The organism is Streptomyces sp. NPDC097129, assembly GCF_055668065.1.
Window position 1 is genome coordinate 1 of record NZ_JBVOQE010000060.1, and the last position, 1,471, is coordinate 1,471.

At 61.3% G+C, this 1,471-nt stretch carries 1 protein-coding gene and 1 pseudogene; both read right to left on the reverse strand.

Going from position 1 to position 1,471, the window contains the following annotated elements; genetic code table 11:
• Positions 1-694: pseudogene (locus AC0B9F_RS38080) on the reverse strand (apolipoprotein N-acyltransferase); the annotation flags it as partial.
• Positions 691-1,471 (reverse strand): cytochrome c biogenesis ResB family protein (locus AC0B9F_RS38085; RefSeq protein ID WP_472010381.1); only part of this gene is annotated, 781 nt, incomplete at its 5' end. The pseudogene AC0B9F_RS38080 and the gene AC0B9F_RS38085, both read right to left, overlap by 4 nt.

A 1,471-nucleotide genomic window follows, 5' to 3' on the forward strand; every position in this document is an offset into this window, starting at 1 on the left:
GGGTTACTTCAGGAGAACTCACCACGAAGGCACTCACGAACACGAGGACGATGGCCGTTCCACCCTTCATCAATGCCTGCCATCGAACACGGGAGGTTCCGGCCAGGGACCAGGCAAGGAGAGTTCCGGTCAGCGCGGTCACAAAGGACAACCCTGGTGCCCCGGCTATCGCCGTCAACGGTAGCAACGGACTGTCTGCTTGCCCGAAAGCTAAACGCCCCCAAGGGAAACCGCCGAACGGAACTCGACTACGAAGCGCTTCTGTGGTTACCCATGCGCCCGCAATCCACACCGGGTAGAGCGGAGCGCGACCGACCGCCACTGCCAGGACGCCGACCACTCCGAATGCGACCGCTTCTATCGACGCCAACGCCAACCACGGGATCGGACCCACGTACGCCCCGACCCACGGAAGCAAGGGCATGAAGAAGCCCAGCCCCGCCGCATAGCCGAATCCGAAACCTGCCCGGAGACTTCGCCCCCGGAGAACAACCGTCAGCAGGGCGATGGCGACAGGTGCGAGAAACCACAGCGTGCGCGGCGGGAAGCTGAGAAACAGCAGCCATCCAGCGCCCACCGAAAACGCGAAACGCAGAGCAATTCCGCCGCTGCGCCGCGCGGGCCGGACATCTTTGGGGCCTGAATCAGTGTGACCGTCGCTGACAAGTGCACATTCGAGGGAAGGGACCTTCACATGCTCACTCTCATCGGCGGAGAACTTCGCTGATCTGCCACCAACTTCTCGCGAAGGTCGTCGAATTCGCCGCCCCACCCGGCATGATCGGTCCTCGCCAATCCGCCGAGTTCGAGATCAACCTGCTCTGGTCCCGCCCCCGGGCGTAGACGGACCCACATCCGTCGCCTCCTGATCACGAGCGAGATCAGAAGTCCGAGCATCATCGTGACCGCAAAAACGAGAACCCACTGTTGCACAGGGTCGTACGACACCTGCAAATTGGCGAATTCCTTTGCGCCGTCGAACCGAACCTGTGTTCCATCGGTGAGAGTCCGCGTCTCTCCAGGGCGGAGGTTCACACGATCTTGTTTGACCAGCCTTCCTTGGTTGATCATTTCCTTGTTCAACGAGAAGATCGATTGCGGGATGCCGGTGTCCAGACCCGTATCGCCCTTGTAGATGTCGATCGCGACCGCAGGGTCACGCGCATCGGGAAACGACGAAGTCAGAAGCGTCCCGCTGAAGGAAGCGGTCGGCGCGAAGAGTCCCTCGATGGCGATCTGATTCTTCCGGCGCTCGTCCGGATTCGGAAACGATCCACCTGGCGGATCGAACCGCAACGCCCCACTGCTCAGGAACGTGACCGCATCGTCCGGTTGAAACTGCATCGTCTCGGTACGGGACTGTCCGTCGGGAAAAGTGACGGTGAACTGCGGCGCGTACCCATGGCCGGTCAGATAAACACGGGCACCGTCGGTACGCAGCGGTTCGTTGACCCGAAGACGATAGTCTTTC